The 19,796-nt window shown below is 57.4% G+C and carries 20 protein-coding genes; 15 read left to right on the forward strand and 5 right to left on the reverse strand.

Annotated elements, in window-relative coordinates; translation table 11 throughout:
* Positions 1 to 34 precede the first annotated feature (34 nt).
* Positions 35 to 2,578 carry a class I adenylate cyclase gene (gene cyaA / locus AC0TN7_RS02995; RefSeq protein WP_023309629.1) on the forward strand — a complete coding sequence of 848 codons (2,544 nt, stop codon included), beginning with the start codon at positions 35 to 37 and terminating at the stop codon, positions 2,576 to 2,578.
* 91 nt (positions 2,579 to 2,669) lie between these two features.
* Here the strand turns inward: cyaA and cyaY are convergent, their stop codons facing one another.
* Positions 2,670 to 2,990 carry an iron donor protein CyaY gene (gene cyaY, locus AC0TN7_RS03000; RefSeq protein ID WP_157189867.1) on the reverse strand — a complete coding sequence of 107 codons (321 nt, stop codon included), beginning with the start codon at positions 2,988 to 2,990 and terminating at the stop codon, positions 2,670 to 2,672.
* Between the two features lie 135 nt (positions 2,991 to 3,125).
* On the opposite strand from cyaY, the gene lptM reads away from it, so the two are divergent.
* The 8 genes from lptM to corA all read left to right on the forward strand — a co-directional run bounded on the left by lptM (position 3,126) and on the right by corA (position 10,054).
* Positions 3,126 to 3,329, forward strand: coding sequence for an LPS translocon maturation chaperone LptM (lptM, locus tag AC0TN7_RS03005; protein WP_024907980.1), 204 nt, complete (start codon positions 3,126 to 3,128; stop codon positions 3,327 to 3,329).
* 35 nt (positions 3,330 to 3,364) lie between these two features.
* A complete protein-coding gene (gene dapF, locus AC0TN7_RS03010) occupies positions 3,365 to 4,189 on the forward strand; it encodes a diaminopimelate epimerase (RefSeq protein ID WP_463727439.1) in 825 nt (274 codons plus the stop codon).
* The gene (locus tag AC0TN7_RS03015) at positions 4,186 to 4,893 is read left to right on the forward strand and encodes a DUF484 domain-containing protein (protein ID WP_048989630.1); all 708 of its coding nucleotides are present in this window, start codon (positions 4,186 to 4,188) and stop codon (positions 4,891 to 4,893) included. The genes dapF and AC0TN7_RS03015 overlap by 4 nt, the downstream gene beginning before the upstream one ends.
* Positions 4,890 to 5,792 (forward strand): tyrosine recombinase XerC, encoded by a 903-nt coding sequence (xerC, locus tag AC0TN7_RS03020; protein ID WP_024907983.1) that lies wholly within the window; start codon positions 4,890 to 4,892, stop codon positions 5,790 to 5,792. Before AC0TN7_RS03015 ends, xerC begins: the two co-directional genes overlap by 4 nt.
* Positions 5,792 to 6,508 carry a 5-amino-6-(5-phospho-D-ribitylamino)uracil phosphatase YigB gene (gene yigB / locus AC0TN7_RS03025; protein ID WP_157189866.1) on the forward strand — a complete coding sequence of 239 codons (717 nt, stop codon included), beginning with the start codon at positions 5,792 to 5,794 and terminating at the stop codon, positions 6,506 to 6,508. The genes xerC and yigB overlap by 1 nt, the downstream gene beginning before the upstream one ends.
* A gap of 76 nt (positions 6,509 to 6,584) precedes the next feature.
* Complete coding sequence (uvrD, locus tag AC0TN7_RS03030) at positions 6,585 to 8,747, forward strand: DNA helicase II (RefSeq protein WP_032646073.1); 2,163 nt, start codon at positions 6,585 to 6,587, stop codon at positions 8,745 to 8,747.
* Between the two features lie 149 nt (positions 8,748 to 8,896).
* Positions 8,897 to 8,953, forward strand: a complete 57-nt coding sequence (gene ysgD / locus AC0TN7_RS03035) for a YsgD/CorL family protein (protein WP_212743980.1) — start codon at positions 8,897 to 8,899, stop codon at positions 8,951 to 8,953.
* A gap of 150 nt (positions 8,954 to 9,103) precedes the next feature.
* A complete protein-coding gene (gene corA / locus AC0TN7_RS03040; RefSeq protein WP_008501540.1) occupies positions 9,104 to 10,054 on the forward strand; it encodes a magnesium/cobalt transporter CorA in 951 nt (316 codons plus the stop codon).
* An 83-nt stretch (positions 10,055 to 10,137) separates the two neighbouring features.
* Here the strand turns inward: corA and rarD are convergent, their stop codons facing one another.
* Complete coding sequence (rarD, locus tag AC0TN7_RS03045; RefSeq protein WP_032646072.1) at positions 10,138 to 11,034, reverse strand: EamA family transporter RarD; 897 nt, start codon at positions 11,032 to 11,034, stop codon at positions 10,138 to 10,140.
* Between the two features lie 51 nt (positions 11,035 to 11,085).
* Positions 11,086 to 11,553, reverse strand: coding sequence for an acyl-CoA thioesterase YigI (gene yigI / locus AC0TN7_RS03050; RefSeq protein ID WP_008501538.1), 468 nt, complete (start codon positions 11,551 to 11,553; stop codon positions 11,086 to 11,088).
* A 163-nt stretch (positions 11,554 to 11,716) separates the two neighbouring features.
* Here yigI and pldA point away from each other — a divergent pair, with 163 nt between their 5' ends.
* The 3 genes from pldA (at position 11,717) to rhtC (ending at position 15,188) form a co-directional block, all read left to right on the forward strand.
* Positions 11,717 to 12,586 carry a phospholipase A gene (pldA, locus tag AC0TN7_RS03055; protein WP_024907987.1) on the forward strand — a complete coding sequence of 290 codons (870 nt, stop codon included), beginning with the start codon at positions 11,717 to 11,719 and terminating at the stop codon, positions 12,584 to 12,586.
* 90 nt (positions 12,587 to 12,676) lie between these two features.
* Entirely contained in the window at positions 12,677 to 14,506 is a 1,830-nt protein-coding gene (recQ, locus tag AC0TN7_RS03060) for an ATP-dependent DNA helicase RecQ (RefSeq protein ID WP_473701822.1), read from the forward strand.
* 61 nt (positions 14,507 to 14,567) lie between these two features.
* Positions 14,568 to 15,188, forward strand: coding sequence for a threonine export protein RhtC (rhtC, locus tag AC0TN7_RS03065; protein WP_024907989.1), 621 nt, complete (start codon positions 14,568 to 14,570; stop codon positions 15,186 to 15,188).
* Here the strand turns inward: rhtC and rhtB are convergent.
* Positions 15,185 to 15,805 (reverse strand): homoserine/homoserine lactone efflux protein, encoded by a 621-nt coding sequence (rhtB, locus tag AC0TN7_RS03070; RefSeq protein ID WP_008501533.1) that lies wholly within the window; start codon positions 15,803 to 15,805, stop codon positions 15,185 to 15,187. The genes rhtC and rhtB overlap by 4 nt on opposite strands.
* 109 nt (positions 15,806 to 15,914) lie before the next feature.
* Between rhtB and pldB the strand changes: the two genes are divergently transcribed.
* From pldB to AC0TN7_RS03085, 3 genes are all read left to right on the forward strand, one after another.
* A complete protein-coding gene (pldB, locus tag AC0TN7_RS03075) occupies positions 15,915 to 16,907 on the forward strand; it encodes a lysophospholipase L2 (protein WP_024907990.1) in 993 nt (330 codons plus the stop codon).
* Between the two features lie 31 nt (positions 16,908 to 16,938).
* Entirely contained in the window at positions 16,939 to 17,739 is an 801-nt protein-coding gene (yigL, locus tag AC0TN7_RS03080) for a sugar/pyridoxal phosphate phosphatase YigL (RefSeq protein ID WP_024907991.1), read from the forward strand.
* A gap of 82 nt (positions 17,740 to 17,821) precedes the next feature.
* Positions 17,822 to 18,721, forward strand: a complete 900-nt coding sequence (locus tag AC0TN7_RS03085; RefSeq protein WP_024907992.1) for a carboxylate/amino acid/amine transporter — start codon at positions 17,822 to 17,824, stop codon at positions 18,719 to 18,721.
* On the opposite strand, the gene metR is transcribed toward AC0TN7_RS03085, so the two are convergent.
* Positions 18,609 to 19,562, reverse strand: coding sequence for an HTH-type transcriptional regulator MetR (metR, locus tag AC0TN7_RS03090; protein WP_024907993.1), 954 nt, complete (start codon positions 19,560 to 19,562; stop codon positions 18,609 to 18,611). The two genes, AC0TN7_RS03085 and metR, sit on opposite strands and share 113 nt — an antisense overlap.
* Between the last annotated feature and the right edge of the window lie 234 nt (positions 19,563 to 19,796).

A 19,796-nucleotide genomic window follows, 5' to 3' on the forward strand; every position in this document is an offset into this window, starting at 1 on the left:
AGCTGCGACACCCGGAAACATCAGGCGATACGTCTTGTACCTCTATATTGAGACTCTGAAACAGAGACTGGATGCCATAAATCAACTGCGTGTGGATCGCGCGCTTGCTGCTATGGGCCCTGCTTTCCAGCAGGTATACAGTCTGCTGCCGACATTATTGCACTATCACCACCCGCTGATGCCTGGCTACCTTGATGGTAACGTTCCCCAGGGCATTTGCCTTTTCACGCCTGATGAAACCCAACAGCATTATTTGAACGAGCTGGAACTCTACCGCGGCATGCCGCCACAGGAGTCCCCGAAAGGTGAACTGCCGATTACCGGCGTTTACTCAATGGGGAGCACCTCATCGGTAGGGCAAAGCTGTTCTTCGGACCTGGACATCTGGGTCTGCCATCAGTCCTGGCTCGATAACGACGAGCGTCAGCTGCTGCAGCGTAAATGCAGCCTGCTGGAGAGCTGGGCGGCATCGCTCGGTGTGGAAGTGAGCTTCTTCCTGATTGATGAAAACCGTTTCCGCCATAACGAAAGCGGCAGTCTGGGTGGTGAGGACTGCGGCTCGACTCAGCACATCTTATTGCTGGATGAATTTTACCGTACTGCTGTGCGCCTGGCCGGGAAGCGTATTCTGTGGAATATGGTCCCGTGCGAAGAAGAAGAGCATTACGATGATTACGTCATGTCGCTTTACGCGCAGGGCGTACTGACGCCAAACGAATGGCTGGATCTCGGCGGCCTGAGCTCTCTGTCAGCAGAAGAGTATTTCGGCGCAAGCCTCTGGCAGCTCTATAAGAGTATCGACTCACCGTACAAAGCGGTGCTGAAAACGCTGCTGCTTGAAGCCTATTCCTGGGAATACCCTACGCCGCGCCTGCTGGCGAAAGATATCAAGCAGCGTTTGCATGACGGGGAAATCGTCTCCTTCGGGCTGGACGCCTACTGCATGATGCTGGAGCGCGTGACCGAATACCTGAAAGCCATTGATGACACCACGCGTCTTGACCTGGTGCGTCGATGTTTCTATCTCAAAGTCTGTGAGAAACTGAGCCGCGAGCGCGCCTGCGTGGGCTGGCGTCGTGAAGTGGTCAGTCAGTTAGTGAAAGAGTGGGGATGGGACGAAGCGCGTCTGTCCATGCTCGACAACCGGGCCAACTGGAAAATCGATCAGGTGCGCGAAGCGCACAACGAACTGCTCGATGCGATGATGCAAAGCTACCGTAACCTGATCCGCTTTGCGCGCCGTAACAACCTCAGCGTTTCCGCCAGCCCGCAGGACATCGGGGTATTGACCCGTAAGCTGTACGCCGCGTTTGAAGCGCTGCCGGGTAAAGTCACCCTGGTTAACCCGCAGATTTCGCCCGACCTGTCAGAACCAAACCTGACCTTTATCTACGTGCCGCCGGGCCGCGCGAACCGCACCGGGTGGTATCTGTACAACCGTGCGCCAAGCATGGATTCAATCATCAGCCATCAGCCGCTGGAATATAACCGCTATCTGAACAAGCTGGTGGCCTGGGCCTGGTTTAACGGCCTGCTGACCTCGCGTACGCGCCTGTTTATCAAAGGCAACGAGGTGGTCGATCTCGCTAAGCTACAGGAGATGGTCGCGGATGTGTCGCACCACTTCCCGCTGCGTCTGCCTGCCCCAACGCCGAAAGCGCTCTACAGCCCGTGCGAGATTCGCCATCTGGCGATCATCGTCAACCTGGAATACGACCCGACGGCGGCCTTCCGCAATCAGGTGGTCCATTTTGACTTCCGCAAGCTGGACGTCTTTAGCTTTGGTGAGCAGCAAAACTGTCTGGTCGGCAGCGTGGACCTGCTCTACCGCAACTCGTGGAACGAAGTGCGTACCCTGCACTTCAACGGCGAGCAGGCGATGATCGAGGCGCTGAAAACCATTCTCGGCAAGATGCACCAGGATGCCGCGCCGCCGGACAGCGTGGAAGTGTTCTGCTACAGCCAGCACCTGCGTGGGTTGATTCGTACCCGCGTGCAGCAGCTGGTTTCTGAGTGTATCGAACTGCGTCTCTCCAGTACCCGTCAGGAAACCGGGCGCTTTAAAGCGCTGCGCGTCTCCGGTCAGACCTGGGGTCTGTTCTTCGAGCGCCTGAACGTGTCGGTACAGAAGCTGGAAAACGCCATCGAATTCTACGGCGCGATTTCGCATAACAAGCTGCACGGTCTGTCGGTGCAGGTGGAAACCAACCACGTTAAGCTGCCGCAGGTGGTGGACGGCTTTGCCAGCGAAGGGATTATTCAGTTCTTCTTTGAAGAGTCGGGCGACGATGCCGGGTTCAATATCTACATTCTGGATGAGACCAACCGCGCCGAGGTGTATCACCATTGTGAAGGCAGTAAAGAGGAGCTGGTGCGCGACGTCAGCCGCTTCTACTCCTCTTCGCATGACCGCTTTACCTACGGCTCAAGCTTTATCAACTTTAACCTGCCGCAGTTCTACCAGATTGTGAACGTCGACGGTCGTACGCAGGTGATCCCGTTCCGTACCCAGGCCGTAACGCCTGCCGCGCCTGCCAATCAGGACACCGCGCCGCTGTTGCAGCAGTATTTTTCCTGAGTCTTTTCGCCGGGTAGCGTTAGCGCTTACCCGGCCTACGGTTCGAGCCGTTGTAGGCCCGGTAAGGCGTAGCCGCCACCGGGCGACAAAACTACCTGAAACTCACTGCCTCACCCGCCTGCGCGGTCGCCGCCTGTTCCAGCAGATCCCAGAACGTTATGCCGCTACGGTCGCAAACCCATTCCCCGTCTTTCAGATCGAAATGATAGCCGCCCTGTTTCGCGGCCAGCCAGACCTGGTGAAGCGGCTCCTGGCGGTTAATAATAATTTTGCTGCCATTTTCGAAGCTCAGGGTCAGAATACCGCCGTTAATTTCACAATCGATATCGCTGTCGCCGTCCCAGTCGTCAATACGCTCTTCGATGGTCATCCACAGGTTGTCGGCAAGGCGATGGAATTCACTGTCGTTCATGGTTTTGTTCCTGTTTTTCGTGATGCCGGCAGTATAACCCTAAATAATTCCCGTTGCAGGAAAGCGGCAAACTCTTGCTTTTGTGTCTTCTCCTGCGATGATAGAAACAGATTTGAACTTACGGGCAACTTTATAATGAAAAACGCTTTCCGAACGCTTGCCGTTCTCATCACGCTGTTTAGCCTGACTGGCTGCGGACTGAAGGGACCACTGTACTTCCCACCTGCGGATAAAACCGCACCGCCGCCGACGAAACCGGTTAACAGCGGCATTGAGTCTACCACGCCAAATACTAATGACCGTGGCGACAACGGTGGCCCGACTCAGGTTAATCTCTGACGACAACGTTCTGTACCCGCGCAATGGAGCAAATGATGCAGTTCTCTAAAATGCATGGCCTTGGCAACGATTTTATGGTCGTCGACGCGGTAACGCAGAATGTGTTTTTCTCCCCGGAACTGATCCGTCGCCTGGCGGATCGGCATCTGGGCGTGGGGTTCGATCAGCTGCTGGTGGTTGAGCCGCCGTACGATCCCGACCTCGATTTCCACTACCGTATTTTTAACGCGGACGGCAGCGAAGTTAACCAGTGCGGCAACGGCGCGCGCTGTTTCGCCCGCTTTGTGCGCCTGAAAGGGCTGACCAACAAGCGTGATATTCGCGTCAGCACGACCAATGGTCGCATGGTGCTCAGCGTCACCGATGATGAGCTGGTGCGCGTGAACATGGGCGAACCTAACTTCGAGCCCTCCGTCGTGCCGTTTCGCGCAAACAAAGCGGAAAAGACCTATATTATGCGGGCGGCCGAGCAGACAGTATTGTGCGGCGTCGTCTCAATGGGTAACCCGCACTGCGTGATTCAGGTTGATGATGTGCAAACCGCCGCGGTCGAAACGCTCGGCCCGGTGCTGGAAAGCCACGAACGTTTCCCGGAGCGCGCGAACATCGGTTTTATGCAGGTGGTGAAGCGCGAGCACATTCGCCTGCGGGTTTACGAGCGCGGCGCGGGTGAGACTCAGGCCTGCGGAAGCGGTGCCTGTGCGGCGGTGGCCGTGGGCATCTCCCAGGGGTTACTGGCAGAAGAGGTTCGCGTGGAATTACCGGGCGGTCGGCTTGATATCGCCTGGAAAGGACCGGGTCATCCACTGTATATGACTGGCCCGGCGGCACATGTCTATGACGGGTTTATCCATCTATGAAACAACCAGGGGAAGAACTGCAGGAAACAGTGACGGAACTGGACGACAGAGCTGTTGTTGATTATCTGCTGCGCAATCCTGAGTTTTTTATTCGCAATGCACGCGTTGTCGAAGAGATGCGCGTGCCGCATCCGGTTCGCGGGACCGTGTCGCTGGTGGAATGGCATATGGCGCGCGCGCGCAACCATATCAACCAGCTTGAAGAGAACATGACGCTGCTGATGGAGCAGGCCAGCACCAACGAAAGCCTGTTCTATCGTCTGCTGCATCTGCAGGCGCGTCTGGCGTCGGCGCACAGTCTTGACGAGTTCCTCAGCCGCTTCCACCGCTGGGCTCGGGAGCTGGGGCTAGCAGGCGCAACGATTCGCCTGTTCCCTGACCGCTGGCGCATTGGCGCGCCGTCGGGGTTTACTCATCTGGCACTGAGCCGTCAGGCGTTTGAACCGCTGCGCATTCAGCGTCTGGGCCATGAGCACCACTATCTGGGGCCGCTTAATGGACCTGAGCTGCTGGTGGTGTTGCCGGAGGCCAAAGCGATTGGCTCGGTGGCGATGTCGCTGATGGGGCGCGACGGCGATCTGGGGGTCATGTTATTTACCAGCCGCGACGCGCATCACTATGAGCAGGGGCAAGCCACGCACCTGCTGCAGGAGATCGCCCTGATGTTGCCTGAGCTGCTGGAGCGCTGGATTGAGCGCGTATGACGGACGGACTGCTCGCCACTGACGTTTCGCGCTTTCTGCGCTATCTGGGCGTGGAACGCCAGCTCAGCCCCATAACGCTGCTTAACTACCAGCGTCAGCTTGATGCCATCATGCAGATCGCCGACGAGATCGGCCTGAAAAGCTGGCAACAATGTGACGCTGCGACGGTACGCGGGTTCGTCGTGCGTAGCCGTAAAAAAAATCTCAGCCCGGCGAGCCTGGCGCTCAGGCTCTCAGCGCTGCGCAGTTTCTTCGACTGGCTGGTCAGTCAGGGTGGCTTAAAAGCCAACCCGGCAAAAGGGATCGCCACGCCGAAGGCGCCGCGCCATCTGCCTAAAAATATTGACGTTGACGACGTAAACCGCCTGCTGGATATCGACCTCAACGATCCGCTCGCCGTACGCGACCGCGCGATGCTGGAGGTGATGTACGGTGCCGGGCTGCGTCTGTCTGAACTCGTCAACCTTGACCTCAAGCATCTCGATCTGGAATCTGGCGAAGTGTGGGTAATGGGTAAGGGCAGCAAAGAGCGCCGCCTGCCGATTGGCCGCAATGCGGTCTCCTGGATTGAGCACTGGCTTGACCTGCGCGGGCTGTTTGGCTCCGACGAAGATGCGCTGTTCCTGTCGAAACTCGGCAAGCGGATCTCGGCGCGTAACGTGCAGAAGCGCTTTGCGGAGTGGGGCATTAAGCAGGGGCTGAACAGCCACGTTCACCCGCACAAGCTGCGCCACTCCTTTGCAACACATATGCTTGAGTCGAGCGGCGATCTGCGCGGCGTGCAGGAACTGCTTGGCCACGCAAATCTGTCGACCACTCAAATCTATACCCACTTAGACTTCCAGCACCTTGCCTCGGTGTATGACGCGGCGCATCCACGCGCCAAACGGGGGAAATAATGCGTTTTTACCGCCCACTCGGTCAGATCTCAGCCCTGACGTTTGACCTTGATGACACCCTTTATGACAACCGCGAGGTGATCCTGCGTACCGAGCAGGAGTCGCTGGCGTTTGTGCAGAACTACCATCCCGCGCTGAAAGCGATACAGAACAAGGATTTCCAGAAGCTGCGCCAGTCCCTGCGGGAGACCGAGCCGGACATTTACCACGACGTGACCGAATGGCGTCGTCGTGCGGTAGAGCAGGCGATGCTTAACGTGGGTCTGAGCGCACAGGATGCCGCTATTGGGGCGGAAGCAGCCATGGAAAACTTCGCCAAATGGCGCAGCCGTATCGACGTGCCGCAGGAAACCCACGACACGCTGGCGAAGCTTGCCGAAAAGTGGCCGCTGGTGGCCATCACCAACGGCAATGCCCAGCCGGAGCTGTTTGGCCTGAGTGATTATTTTGAGTTCGTGCTGCGTGCGGGTCCTCACGGGCGCGCGAAGCCGTTCAGTGACATGTACCATCTGGCGGCAGATAAGCTTAACCTGCCGCTGGGTGAGATCCTGCACGTGGGGGATGACCTGACCACGGACGTGGCCGGGGCTATTCGCTGTGGCATGCAGGCCTGCTGGATCAAGCCGGAAAACGCTGACCTGATGAATGCCTCCGATAGCCGTCTTCTGCCGCACGTGGAAATTTCGCGGTTGGCATCCCTCACGACGCTGATATAATCATCAATTGTTCTGTATAAATTAACAGGGTTTTGGCGAATGCTATTCGCCTGCCCGACATGACGTGACGGTGCCAATGGACGTTTCTTACCTGCTCGACAGCCTTAATGACAAACAGCGTGACGCGGTTGCCGCCTCGCGCACCAACCTGCTGGTGCTGGCTGGGGCGGGCAGTGGTAAGACGCGCGTGCTGGTTCACCGTATCGCCTGGCTGCAGAGCGTGGAAAACTGCTCACCGTACTCCATCATGGCGGTCACGTTCACCAACAAGGCGGCGGCGGAGATGCGACACCGCATCGCGCAGCTGATGGGCACCAGCCAGGGCGGCATGTGGGTCGGTACCTTCCACGGCCTGGCGCACCGCCTGCTGCGTGCGCACCACATGGACGCCAACCTGCCGCAGGATTTTCAGATCCTCGACAGCGAAGACCAGCTCCGTCTGCTGAAGCGCCTGATCAAGGCGATGAACCTCGACGAGAAGCAGTGGCCGCCGCGTCAGGCGATGTGGTACATCAACGGTCAGAAAGACGAGGGGCTGCGCCCGCACCACATTCAGAGCTTCGGCAACCCGGTTGAGCAGACCTGGCAGAACGTCTACAAGGCCTATCAGGAAGCGTGCGATCGCGCCGGCCTGGTGGATTTTGCCGAGCTGCTGCTGCGCGCCCACGAGCTGTGGCTCAACAAGCCGCACATCCTGCAGCACTACCGTGAACGCTTCACCAATATCCTGGTGGACGAATTCCAGGATACCAACAACATCCAGTACGCGTGGATCCGCCTGCTGGCCGGTGATACCGGCAAGGTAATGATCGTGGGCGATGATGACCAGTCGATCTACGGCTGGCGCGGGGCGCAGGTGGAGAACATCCAGCGCTTCCTCAACGATTTCCCCGGCGCGGAAACTATCCGTCTGGAGCAGAACTACCGCTCAACCAGCAACATTCTGAGCGCGGCCAACGCCCTGATTGAGAACAACAACGGGCGTCTGGGTAAAAAGCTGTGGACCGACGGCGTCGACGGCGAACCGATTTCGATTTACTGCGCGTTTAACGAACTCGACGAAGCGCGCTTCGTGGTCAACCGCATCAAAACCTGGCAGGACAACGGCGGCGCGCTGGAGCAGTGCGCCATTCTTTACCGCAGCAACGCCCAGTCGCGCGTGCTGGAAGAGGCGTTGCTGCAGGTGAGCATGCCCTACCGCATTTACGGCGGCATGCGCTTCTTCGAACGTCAGGAAATCAAAGATGCGCTCTCGTATCTGCGTCTGATTGCCAACCGTAACGACGACGCGGCGTTTGAACGCGTGGTGAACACACCAACCCGCGGGATTGGCGACCGTACGCTGGACGTGGTGCGTCAGGCCTCGCGCGACCGCCAGCTGACGCTGTGGCAGGCGTGCCGCGAGCTGCTGCAGGAAAAGGCCCTTGCCGGACGCGCGGCCAGCGCTCTACAGCGCTTCCTTGAGCTGATTGACGCCCTGGCGCAGGAAACCGCGGACATGCCGCTGCACGTGCAGACCGACCGGGTGATTAAAGACTCCGGTCTGCGCACCATGTACGAGCAGGAAAAAGGCGAGAAGGGCCAGACCCGTATTGAGAACTTAGAGGAACTGGTCACGGCAACGCGCCAGTTCAGCTACAACGAAGAAGACGAAGACCTGATGCCGCTGCAGGCGTTCCTCTCCCACGCCGCGCTGGAAGCGGGCGAAGGGCAGGCGGACACCTGGCAGGATGCGGTTCAGCTGATGACCCTGCACTCCGCCAAAGGCCTGGAGTTCCCGCAGGTATTTATCGTCGGGATGGAAGAGGGGATGTTCCCGAGCCAGATGTCGCTGGATGAAGGCGGTCGTCTGGAAGAGGAGCGTCGTCTGGCCTACGTGGGCGTGACGCGCGCGATGCAAAAGCTGACGCTGACCTACGCCGAAACCCGACGTCTGTACGGTAAAGAGGTCTATCACCGTCCGTCGCGCTTTATCGGCGAACTGCCGGAGGAGTGCGTGGAAGAGGTGCGTCTGCGGGCGAGCATCAGCCGTCCGGTCAGCCATCAGCGCATGGGTTCGCCGATTGCGGAAACCGACACCGGCTACAAGCTGGGCCAGCGCGTGCGCCATTCGAAGTTTGGCGAAGGTACCATTGTGAATCTGGAAGGCAGCGGCGAGCATAGCCGCCTGCAGGTGGCGTTCCAGGGGCAGGGGATCAAATGGCTGGTGGCGGCCTACGCGAAGCTGGAAACAGTCTAACATTCAGAAAAATATCATTATTTTGCAATAATCTGCTAGCCTTATACAGTGAAGGTCAATTAATGCCCTTCAGCGTTCCGTTGCGTGTTGACGCCACAGTTATAGCTGGCGTAACATGCGCGCACGATTACGCTAAGAGGACATTCGCCTTGGACACACCCAGTAGATACTGGCTCAATTCCCTGTCATCCAGGAACAACTCCTAAGGCTATCTCCTCTTGCTGATGGCCTTAGTGGTTGTCAGCGACTGCTCTATTCCCGTCGCGCTGAGTCAGGCTGTTTAATGGTCTGAAACCCAATTTGTTTCTGTGTGCCCACCGAACTGTCCGATATTTTTTGCATTGGGAGTCCCGGTCATGTTGAGCGCATTTCAACTCGAAAATAACCGACTGACTCGGCTTGAAGCCGAAGAGTCACAGCCCCTCATTGATGCCGTATGGGTGGATCTGGTCGAGCCGGACGACGATGAGCGCCTTCGCGTACAATCTGAGCTGGGGCAAAGCCTGGCAACCCGCCCGGAACTGGAAGACATCGAAGCATCCGCGCGTTTTTTTGAAGACGAAGACGGTCTGCATATTCACTCCTTCTTCTTCTTCGAAGATGCGGAAGACCACGCGGGTAACTCCACCGTGGCGTTTACCATTCGCGACGGCCGTCTGTTTACCCTGCGCGAGCGTGAGCTACCGGCATTCCGTCTCTACCGCATGCGCGCCCGCAGCCAGGCGATGGTAGACGGCAACGCGTACGAACTGCTGCTCGATCTGTTCGAGACCAAAATTGAACAGCTGGCGGACGAAATTGAAAACATCTACAGCGATCTGGAAAAGCTGAGCCGCGTGATCATGGAAGGCCATCAGGGCGACGAATATGACGAAGCGTTGTCCACGCTGGCAGAGCTGGAAGATATCGGCTGGAAGGTGCGCTTGTGTCTGATGGATACCCAGCGCGCGCTGAACTTCCTGGTGCGCAAGGCGCGTCTGCCGGGCGGTCAGCTGGAGCAGGCGCGTGAGATCTTACGAGATATCGAATCCTTGCTGCCTCACAACGAATCCCTGTTCCAGAAGGTCAACTTCCTGATGCAGGCGGCGATGGGCTTTATCAACATCGAGCAGAACCGCATCATCAAGATCTTCTCGGTGGTTTCCGTGGTGTTCCTGCCGCCGACGCTAGTGGCATCCAGCTACGGGATGAACTTCGAGTTTATGCCGGAGCTGAAGTGGAGCTTTGGTTACCCGGGGGCGATTATCTTTATGATCCTCGCGGGGCTGGCGCCGTATCTCTATTTCAAACGCCGGAACTGGCTGTAAAAATCTGGCGGGTGGCGCTGCGCTTACCCGCCCTACGATCGAATTCCCTCTCCCTGTGGGAGAGGGTTAGGGTGAGGGCAACATCACAGCCCTTTACGCATTCTGCGTTGGGTATAAATCGCATCCGCAACAAAGATCGCCAGCGCCACCCAGATAAAGGCGAACGTCACCATCTTATCCGCCCCCGGTACCTCTCCGTAAAAGACCACTGCCAGCAGGAACATCAGCGTCGGGCCAATGTACTGGAAGAAGCCCAGCGTGGAGAGACGCAGACGCGTCGCGGCACCGGTGAAGCACAGCAGAGGAATGGTGGTCACCACGCCCGCCGCCATCAGCATCAGGTTCAGTGACCACGGGTTGCTGCCCATATGGCTGGTGGCGCTGTCGGCGATGCCGAAAAGATAAATCGCCGCCACCGGCAGCAGCCACAGGGTTTCAAACAGCATCCCCGTCTGCGCTTCCACCGCAATCTTCTTGCGTACCAGGCCGTAGAAGGCAAAGCTGAACGCCAGACCGAGGGCGATAATCGGCAGCGAGCCGAAGGTCCAGAGCTGCACCAGTACGCCGCAGAAGGCCAGAAGGACCGCTAACCACTGCATCCGGCGGAAGCGTTCGCCGAGGAAAATCATCCCCAGCACGATGTTCACCAGCGGGTTAATGAAGTACCCCAGGCTCGCTTCGAGCATGTGATGGTTATTCACTGCCCAGATAAACAGCAGCCAGTTACCGCCAATCAGCACCGCTGAGAGCGCCAGCAGGAAGACCTTTTTAGGGGTTTTAAACAGCGTTTTGACGCCCGACCACTGACGGCTGAGGCTCATCAGCGCGATCATAAAGAAGAATGACCAGATAACGCGATGAGTCAGGATCTCGTCAGCCGGAACGTAGGCGATAAGCTTGAAATACGCCGGGGCGATACCCCAAATAAAATAAGCGGCAAGGGCGAGTAAAACGCCCTGCCGCGTCTGTTTAGCATCCATCGGGAAAATCCGTTACAAAAAAGTGAATTAATTTTACCCGATTTTGCCGCCTCAACCCACCATATAAGTGGCGGTTGCGCTGGCGATATACACCTGTTCTTCGTTGTGTAACTCAACGCGCGCCACGGCGACTTTATTCCCCGCGCGCAGCAGGCTGCTGGTACAGGTAAAGCGATTTCCGCGTCCCGGGCGAAGATAGTCGACGCGTAAGTCGATAGTACCCATGCGTGCCAGGCGCTGGCGAAGTTCGTCTTCGTTGATGGTGTCATGGCGGGTCAGCGTACTTCCCACGCAGACCAGACCTGCCGCCACGTCCAGCGCGGAGGCAATCACACCGCCGTGCAAAATACTTTGCGCCCAGTTACCCACCATCATCGGCTGGTTGTTGAAGCTCAGTTGGGCAAAGTCTTTCTCGTAACGCTCCAGCTCCAGTCCCAGCGCGCGGTTAAACGGCATATGGTAAACAAAAATCTCGCCCACGAGTTTTAACACTTCTTCGGCGGTAAGCATGGCTGACATGAGGCATCACATCCTTATTGTTAACGAAATGTTGATTTTATGCCGCGGCAACAAGGAATGCCACTTTCAGAAACGAGGATGCAGCAGTTGTCGCAGAAGTCTGTAGAATGTCCGCCACATAACTATTCAGGTAATTTTACTCTTTTGCAGGAGAACACCACCGATGCGGACGTATCTGGCCTGGTTACTGGCGGCGGTTGCGCTGCCCTTCACAGCATATGCGCAGGAAGCGACGATCAAAGAGGTGCATGATAAACCTGCCGTTCACGGTAGCATTATCGCGAACCTTCTTCAGGAACATGACAATCCGTTCACGCTCTATCCGTATGACACCAACTACGTGATTTACACCCAGACCAGCGATCTCAACAAAGAGGCGATAAGCTCCTATAACTGGTCTGATAATGCGCGTAAAGATGAGGTGAAGTTCCAGCTCAGCCTGGCATTCCCGTTCTGGCGCGGTATTCTGGGGCCGAACTCGGTGCTCGGGGCGTCTTACACGCAGAAATCCTGGTGGCAGCTCTCTAACAGCGGAGAGTCCTCACCGTTCCGTGAAACCAACTATGAGCCGCAGCTGTTCCTCGGCTTCGCAACGGATTATGAATTTGCCGGCTGGACGCTGCGCGATGTCGAAGTGGGCTTTAATCACGATTCAAACGGTCGCTCTGACCCTACCTCGCGCAGCTGGAACCGTGCCTATACGCGTCTGATGGCGCAGAACGGTAACTGGATGGTGGAAGTGAAGCCGTGGTATGTGGTGGGCGAAACCGATGACAACCCGGATATCACCAAATATATGGGCTATTACCAGCTCAAGGTCGGCTACCAGCTAGGTGATGCCGTGCTCAGCGCCAAAGGCCAGTACAACTGGAACACCGGCTACGGTGGTGCGGAAGTGGGCTTAAGCTACCCAATGACGAAGCATGTCCGCATCTATACTCAGGTGTACAGTGGTTACGGCGAGTCGCTTATCGATTACAACTTCAACCAGACCCGCATCGGCGTGGGCGTGATGCTGAACGATATTCTCTAGGCTGCTCGAATGTTTTTGCGTTAAACGTTGAAGTTTCTCTCTCAGGCGCTGAAAATAGCGCCTGTTTCATTTCAGGCATATGGGGTTAACGTGGCGCAGGCGGAAGTATTGAATCAGGAGTCGCTGGCTAAACAGGTTTTGCATGAAACCTTTGGCTACCAGCAGTTCCGCCCTGGCCAGGAAACCATCATTGAAACGGTGCTGGAAGGCCGTGACTGCCTGGTGGTGATGCCGACCGGCGGCGGTAAATCCCTCTGTTATCAGGTGCCCGCGCTGGTGCTTAACGGCCTGACGGTCGTGGTATCCCCGCTCATTTCGCTAATGAAAGACCAGGTTGACCAGCTGCTCGCCAACGGCGTCGCGGCCGCCTGTCTTAACTCCACGCAAACCCGGGAGCAGCAGCAAGAGGTGATGGCCGGGTGCCGCACCGGGCAGATTCGCCTGCTGTATATCGCCCCGGAACGCCTGATGCTGGATAACTTCCTCGATCATCTGGCGCACTGGAACCCGGTGCTGCTGGCGGTAGATGAAGCGCACTGTATCTCCCAGTGGGGACACGATTTCCGCCCGGAATACGCTGCCCTCGGCCAGCTGCGTCAGCGCTTCCCCGAGCTGCCGTTTATGGCGCTCACCGCCACGGCGGATGACACCACGCGGCTGGATATCGTTCGCCTGCTGGGGCTGAACGACCCGTATATTCAGGTCAGCAGCTTCGACCGCCCTAACATCCGCTATATGCTGATGGAAAAGTTCAAGCCGCTGGATCAGCTCCTGCGCTACGTCCAGGAGCAGCGCGGCAAGTCCGGCATCATCTACTGCAACAGCCGTGCGAAGGTGGAAGACACCGCCGCGCGTCTGCAAAACCGCGGCTTTAGCGCCGCCGCGTATCACGCCGGGTTAGAGAACCACATCCGCGCCGACGTGCAGGAGAAATTCCAGCGCGACGACCTGCAAATCGTGGTTGCGACGGTGGCGTTCGGGATGGGCATCAACAAGCCGAACGTGCGCTTTGTGGTGCACTTCGACATCCCGCGCAATATCGAATCCTACTATCAGGAAACCGGTCGTGCCGGACGTGACGGTCTGCCTGCGGAAGCGATGCTGTTTTACGATCCGGCCGATATGGCGTGGCTGCGCCGCTGTCTGGAAGAGAAACCGCAGGGACAGCTGCAGGATATTGAGCGCCACAAGCTCAACGCGATGGGCGCGTTTGCTGAAGCGCAAACCTGCCGCCGTCTGGTGCTGCTCAACTACTTTGGTGAAGGGCGCCAGGAGCCTTGCGGCAACTGCGATATCTGCCTGGATCCGCCGAAACAGTACGATGGTCTGATGGACGCGCGTAAGGCGCTCTCGACCATTTACCGTGTGAATCAACGCTTCGGGATGGGCTACGTGGTGGAAGTGCTGCGCGGTGCCAACAACCAGCGTATCCGCGACATGGGCCACGACAAGCTGCCGGTCTACGGGATCGGTAAAGACCAGAGCCACGAGCACTGGGTGAGCATCATTCGTCAGCTGATCCATCTCGGCTTTGCCACGCAAAACATTGCCCAGCACTCCGCGCTTCAGCTGACCGAAGCGGCGCGTCCGGTATTGCGCGGTGACGTTGAGCTCAAGCTCGCCGTGCCGCGCGTCATCGCCCTGAAGACACGCGTGATGCAGAAATCCTACGGCGGCAACTACGACCGCAAGCTGTTTGCCAAACTGCGCAAGCTGCGTAAGGCCATCGCCGATGAAGAGAACATCCCGCCTTACGTGGTGTTCAACGACGCGACGCTCATCGAGATGGCCGAGCAGATGCCGCTCAGCGCCAGCGAGATGCTCAGCGTCAACGGCGTGGGGACGCGCAAGCTGGAGCGCTTCGGTAAAGAGTTTATGGCGCTCATCCGCTCTCACGCGGATGGTGATGATGAGGAGTAGTCAGCCGGGCGAAAAAGTGCCAGGATGATGACTCACTGAATTATTTCCCCGCGAGTTAATTATGTTGATGCTATTTCTCACCGTGGCGTTAGTGCACATCGTTGCGCTAATGAGCCCGGGACCGGACTTTTTCTTCGTGTCGCAAACGGCCGTCAGTCGCTCCCGTAAAGAGGCGATGATGGGCGTGCTCGGTATCACCATGGGCGTTATGGTTTGGGCGGCCGTTGCGCTGCTCGGTCTGAACCTGATTCTGGCGAAGATGGCCTGGCTGCATAACATCATTATGGTCGGCGGCGGGCTGTACCTGTGCTGGATGGGCTACCAGATGCTGCGCGGGGCGCTGAAGAAAGAGCAGAAAAAACCGGAAGAGCCCAAGGTGGAGCTGGCAACGGGCGGCCGCAGCTTTGTAAAAGGGCTGCTGACCAATCTGGCAAACCCAAAAGCGATTATCTATTTCGGCTCGGTGTTCTCGCTGTTTGTCGGCGATAGCGTCGGTGCGGGCGCACGCTGGGGCATCTTCCTGCTGATCGTTGTTGAAACCTTTGCCTGGTTTACCATCGTGGCAAGCCTGTTCGCCTTACCGGCGATGCGCCGCGGCTACCAGCGTATCGCGAAGTGGATTGATGGCTTCGCCGGCGCGCTGTTCGCCGGCTTCGGCATTCATCTCATCATTTCTCGCTAAGCATGACGCGCTGACGCAAGCAGCGCGCCAACCAGCATAAACAGCGAGCCAAAGACTTTATTCAGGGCCTTCATCTGCTTGGGCCCTTTAATCCACGCCGCAATCCGCTGCGCCAGCGTCGCGTAACCAATCATCACGATGATATCGACGATAATGGTGGTCGCGCCCAGCACCACGTACTGCATGACCTGGGGCTGGTGCGGCACGATAAACTGCGGGAACAGGGCGGCGAGGAACACGATGCTCTTCGGGTTGGTCAGGTTGACGAACACCGCGCGCTTAAACAGATGACCGCGGTTTTGCGTCTGCGCGAGCGTGTTCAGGTTAATGGAGCCTGCCGCGCGCCACTGCTGGATGCCGAGCCAAATCAGATACGCCGCCCCGGCCCATTTCAGCACCTCAAAGGCCAGCACGGAGCGGGAGAACAGAGTCCCCAGACCAATCCCAACCAGCACGATATGAATGCCCAGCCCGGTCTGCAAACCGGCAATTGACGCCGCCGCACCGCGATAGCCGTGGTTGATGGAGGTGGTCATGGTGTTAATGGCGCCCGAGCCCGGTGAAAGGCTAAGGATGATGGATGTCAGCAGGTAAGCGAACCACCACTCGAAGGTCATTTGAAACTCCCGAATCGTCTGTTTTTATGCCACAATACGCTATTGTTGAGTCATTTTGTGACCGGTTACGAAAAAACGATATTCCTTGGCTTAGGTGAGTAGAAACCCGATGTTTCAGCAGAAAAAGGACTGGGAAACACGAGAAAACGCATTTGCTGCTTTCTCCATGGGGCCGCTGACCGATTTCTGGCGCCAGCGTGAGGAAGATGAGTTTACGGGCGTCGGTGATATACCGGTACGCTTTGTGCGTTTTCACGATAAGAAAAATGACCGGGTCATCGTGGTCTGCCCCGGGCGTATCGAGAGCTACATTAAATACGCCGAACTGGCCTATGACCTGTTCCATCTGGGCTTCGATGTGCTGATTATCGATCACCGCGGGCAGGGGCTTTCTGGCCGCCTGCTATCGGATACGCATCGCGGCCACGTGGATAACTTCAGCGATTACGTCGACGATCTCGCCGCGTTCTGGCAGCAGGAGGTCGAGCCCGGCCCCTGGCGAAAGCGCTATATTCTGGCGCACTCGATGGGCGGTGCGATTTCAACGCTGTTTTTACAGCGCCACGCTCACCAGTGCGACGCCATTGCGCTCACCGCGCCGATGTATGGCATCGTCATGCGTTTTCCTGACTGGATGGTACGTCATATTCTTGACTGGGCTGAGGGCCATCAGCGCATTCGGGAAGGCTATGCCATCGGGACGGGACGCTGGCGGGCACTGCCGTTTGCGATGAACGTGCTGACCCACAGTCGCCAGCGGTATCGTCGTAACCTGCGTTTTTATGCCGATGAGCCGCGCCTGCGCGTGGGTGGACCGACCTACCACTGGGTGCGGGAAGGTATCCTTGCCGGTGAGCAGGTTCTGGCGGGTGTCGGCAATGACGATACACCAACACTCCTGATTCAGGCGGAAGAAGAGCGTGTGGTGGATAACCGCATGCATGACCGCTATTGTGAACTGCGCGCGGCCGCCGGTCACCCTTGTGAAGGGGGAAAACCGCTGGTCATTAACGGCGCGTACCATGAGATCCTTTTTGAAAAGGACGCTATGCGCTCAGTCGCGCTCAACGCCATTGTTGAATTTTTCAACAGGCATAATTGATTATTGTTTTCCACCAGAGGTTGAAATCCCTATGTACCAGGTTGTTGCATCTGATTTAGATGGCACGCTGCTTTCCCCTGACCACACCCTGTCGCCTTACGCGAAAGAGACCCTAAAGCTGCTGACGGCACGGGGCGTGAACTTTGTGTTTGCCACCGGCCGCCACCACGTCGACGTGGGGCAGATCCGCGATAATCTTGAGATCAAATCGTACATGATCACCTCCAACGGTGCGCGCGTGCATGATACCGACGGCAACCTGATCTTCACCCACAACCTGGATCGCGATATTGCCGCCGATCTGTTTGGCGTGGTGCACAATAATCCGGCTATCGTCACCAACGTTTATCGTGACGACGACTGGTTCATGAACCGCCACCGCCCGGATGAAATGCGTTTCTTCAAAGAAGCGGTATTTAACTACTCCCTGTACGAGCCGGGCCTTCTTGAGCCGGAGGGGATCAGTAAGGTGTTCTTCACCTGCGACAGCCATGAAGAACTGCTCCCGCTGGAACAGGCGATCAACGCCCGTTGGGGCGATCGCGTTAATGTGAGCTTCTCAACGCTGACCTGTCTGGAAGTGATGGCGGGTGGTGTCTCCAAAGGCCACGCGCTGGAAGCCGTCGCGAAACGTCTGGGCTTCGAGCTGAAAGACTGTATCGCCTTTGGTGACGGCATGAACGATGCCGAAATGCTGTCGATGGCAGGCAAGGGCTGCATTATGGAGAATGCGCACCAGCGCCTGAAAGATTTGCACCCGGAGCTGGAAGTGATCGGCACCAACGCAGACAATGCGGTACCGAAATACCTGCGCAAACTGTTCCTTGAATAATCTTCATTTGGTTGTTTATTGCTCAGATGTCAACTAAAGAGTTCGCTACAATGCCTCTCCTTCTTTCTGAGAGACAAGCATTGTGGCGCTACTCATTATCACCACTATCCTGTGGGCCTTCTCCTTTAGCCTGATTGGCGAATACCTTGCCGGTTCGGTCGACAGCTACTTCTCGGTGCTGATGCGCGTGGGGCTGGCGGCGCTGGTGTTCCTGCCGTTTCTGCGTACGCGCGGGCAATCGCTGAAAACGATTGTGCTGTATATGCTGGTGGGGGCGATGCAGCTCGGCATCATGTACCTGTTTAGCTTCCGGGCTTATGTCTATCTGTCCGTCTCGGAATTCCTGCTCTTTACCGTGCTGACGCCGCTCTACATCACGCTGATATACGATCTGCTGAGTAAACGCCACCTGCGCTGGGGATACCTGCTTAGCGCGGCGCTGGCGGTGATTGGCGCGGCGATTATTCGCTACGACAAAGTCAGCGATCACTTCTGGACCGGACTGATGTTCGTCCAGCTCGCCAATATCAGTTTCGCCATCGGCATGGTGGGCTATAAGCGCCTGATGGAAACCCGCCCGATGCCGCAGCATAACGCGTTCGCCTGGTTTTATATGGGCGCCGCGATTGTCGCAGTGGCGGCGTGGTTTATGCTCGGTAACCCGCACAAGCTGCCGACCACCGCCGTGCAGTGGGGCGTGCTGATCTGGCTGGGCGTCGTGGCTTCCGGGTTGGGGTACTTCATGTGGAACTACGGCGCGACGCAGGTCGACGCCGGTACGCTGGGGATCATGAACAATGTGCATGTCCCGGCTGGGTTGTTGGTCAACCTCGCGATCTGGCAGCAACAGCCGCACTGGCCGAGCTTCCTTATTGGGGGAGCGGTGATCCTGGCTTCGCTGTGGGTCCATCGCCGCTGGGTCGCTCCGCGCTCCGCACAAACGGAAGATGGTCGCACGCGTGGTTCCGCGCTGAGCGAATAAACGCCTCCGTAATCGGCTGACGCTGCTCGCCATCGCGCACGGCGGCGTACAGTCGACTCCACAGTCCTTCACCCAGGGTTTTGGTCACCACCAGACCCTGGCGTTCAAAGCTCTCTACCACCCAGTGCGGCAGCGCCGCGATACCCATTCTGGCCGCCACCATCTGAATCAACAGCAGGGTGTTATCCACGCTTTTCAGCTGCGGACTGATGCCCGCGGGCTGCAGGAAGTGTCGCCAGATATCCAGACGACTGCGCTGAACCGGGTAAATCAGCAGCGTTTCCGTCGCCAGGTCTTCCGGCGTGATGCGCGTTTTCGCCGCCAGCGGATGATCCGGTGCCAGTACCAGGCGTACTTCATAATCAAACATCGGCGAATAGTGCAGGCCGCTGCGCGGCAGAATGTCGGACGTCATCACCAGATCCAGCTCGCCCTGCTGCAGCGACGGCTGCGGGTCGAACGTCACGCCGGATTTGAAGTCCATCTCCACCTGCGGCCACTTCTGGCGGAAGTTCTCAAGCGCGGGGGTCAGCCACTGAATACAGCTGTGGCACTCAATGGCGATACGCAGCGTGGTCTGCTGTGGTTCGTTACACGCCTGCAGCGCGCTGGCGATTTGCGGCAGGACCTGATTCGCCAGCTGCAACAGAATCTCACCTTGCGGCGTAAAGCGCAGGGGCTGGCTCTTACGCACAAAAAGACGGAAGCCGAGGCGTTGTTCCAGATCGCTGAACTGGTGAGAAAGGGCGGACTGGGTCTGGTGCAGCGTGGCAGCCGCAGCCGCGAGCGAGCCGCAGTTCCGCAACGCTTGTAGCGTTTTCAGGTGTTTTATCTCGATCATGAAAGTCCTTCACTTCGCCATGAACATATTGCGCTTGAGGAATATACAGTAACTGCCAATTATGGATGTGTAAACATCTGGACGGCTAAAATCCTTCGTCTTTTAAATTTATGGTGCGTTGGCTGCGTTTACCCACCCCGGTCACTTACTCATGTAAGCTCCCGGGGATGAGCAAACTTGCCGCCTTCCCTAAATTCAAAATCCAAAGGATTTACAATTAATTAGAGGAAGAAA

The organism is Enterobacter sp. PL_is511 (assembly GCF_055816065.1).

What these genes read in the sequence shown, in the direction of transcription:
- cyaY (WP_157189867.1), bottom strand. Translation starts at nt 2,990, where the DNA reads ATGAACGACAGTGAATTCCATCGCCTTGCCGACAACCTGTGGATGACC.
- lptM (WP_024907980.1), top strand. Translation starts at nt 3,126, where the DNA reads ATGAAAAACGCTTTCCGAACGCTTGCCGTTCTCATCACGCTGTTTAGC.
- dapF (WP_463727439.1), top strand. Translation starts at nt 3,365, where the DNA reads ATGCAGTTCTCTAAAATGCATGGCCTTGGCAACGATTTTATGGTCGTC.
- AC0TN7_RS03015 (WP_048989630.1), top strand. Translation starts at nt 4,186, where the DNA reads ATGAAACAACCAGGGGAAGAACTGCAGGAAACAGTGACGGAACTGGAC.
- xerC (WP_024907983.1), top strand. Translation starts at nt 4,890, where the DNA reads ATGACGGACGGACTGCTCGCCACTGACGTTTCGCGCTTTCTGCGCTAT.
- yigB (WP_157189866.1), top strand. Translation starts at nt 5,792, where the DNA reads ATGCGTTTTTACCGCCCACTCGGTCAGATCTCAGCCCTGACGTTTGAC.
- uvrD (WP_032646073.1), top strand. Translation starts at nt 6,585, where the DNA reads ATGGACGTTTCTTACCTGCTCGACAGCCTTAATGACAAACAGCGTGAC.
- corA (WP_008501540.1), top strand. Translation starts at nt 9,104, where the DNA reads ATGTTGAGCGCATTTCAACTCGAAAATAACCGACTGACTCGGCTTGAA.
- rarD (WP_032646072.1), bottom strand. Translation starts at nt 11,034, where the DNA reads ATGGATGCTAAACAGACGCGGCAGGGCGTTTTACTCGCCCTTGCCGCT.
- yigI (WP_008501538.1), bottom strand. Translation starts at nt 11,553, where the DNA reads ATGTCAGCCATGCTTACCGCCGAAGAAGTGTTAAAACTCGTGGGCGAG.
- pldA (WP_024907987.1), top strand. Translation starts at nt 11,717, where the DNA reads ATGCGGACGTATCTGGCCTGGTTACTGGCGGCGGTTGCGCTGCCCTTC.
- rhtC (WP_024907989.1), top strand. Translation starts at nt 14,568, where the DNA reads ATGTTGATGCTATTTCTCACCGTGGCGTTAGTGCACATCGTTGCGCTA.
- rhtB (WP_008501533.1), bottom strand. Translation starts at nt 15,805, where the DNA reads ATGACCTTCGAGTGGTGGTTCGCTTACCTGCTGACATCCATCATCCTT.
- pldB (WP_024907990.1), top strand. Translation starts at nt 15,915, where the DNA reads ATGTTTCAGCAGAAAAAGGACTGGGAAACACGAGAAAACGCATTTGCT.
- yigL (WP_024907991.1), top strand. Translation starts at nt 16,939, where the DNA reads ATGTACCAGGTTGTTGCATCTGATTTAGATGGCACGCTGCTTTCCCCT.
- metR (WP_024907993.1), bottom strand. Translation starts at nt 19,562, where the DNA reads ATGATCGAGATAAAACACCTGAAAACGCTACAAGCGTTGCGGAACTGC.